This is a genomic window from Myxococcus llanfairpwllgwyngyllgogerychwyrndrobwllllantysiliogogogochensis, from assembly GCF_006636215.1.
Taxonomy (GTDB): domain Bacteria; phylum Myxococcota; class Myxococcia; order Myxococcales; family Myxococcaceae; genus Myxococcus; species Myxococcus llanfairpwllgwyngyllgogerychwyrndrobwllllantysiliogogogochensis.
In genome coordinates, this window is sequence record NZ_VIFM01000738.1 from 1 (window position 1) to 466 (window position 466).

A 466-nucleotide genomic window follows, 5' to 3' on the forward strand; every position below is an offset into this window, starting at 1 on the left:
GCCGTGGGTTACTCGCACCTGCACCAGGAACAGCAGAAGGCGCTGGTCGAAGGTGCGTTCGGCAAGCTCAAGGGCTTCGTGCTCTCCAAGTGAGCGCCGCGCGCCCCCCACGATCCGCATCCCACAGCGACACGTACACGTTCTGAAAGAATCGAAAGAATCGTCATGGCTATCGTAGAAGTCAAAGTCCCCCAACTGTCCGAATCCGTGGCCGAGGCCACGATGCTCACCTGGAAGAAGAAGGCCGGCGAGGCCGTCGCCATCGATGAGATCCTGATCGAGATCGAGACCGACAAGGTGGTTCTCGAAGTGCCCGCGCCGGCCGCCGGCGTGATGGCCGAGATCGTGCAAGGCGACGGCGCCACCGTGGTGGCCGACCAGGTCATCGCCAAGATCGATACCGAAGGCAAGGCCGGCGCGGCCGCTGCGCCCGCGCAGTCCGCTCCGACCGCCGCCGCCCAGGCAC

Annotated in this window: 1 protein-coding gene; it reads left to right on the forward strand. The window is 65.2% G+C overall.

Going from position 1 to position 466, the window contains the following annotated elements; genetic code table 11:
- Positions 1–165: 165 nt before the first annotated feature.
- Positions 166–466 (forward strand): biotin/lipoyl-containing protein (locus tag FJV41_RS57365; RefSeq protein WP_497812688.1); only part of this gene is annotated, 301 nt, incomplete at its 3' end.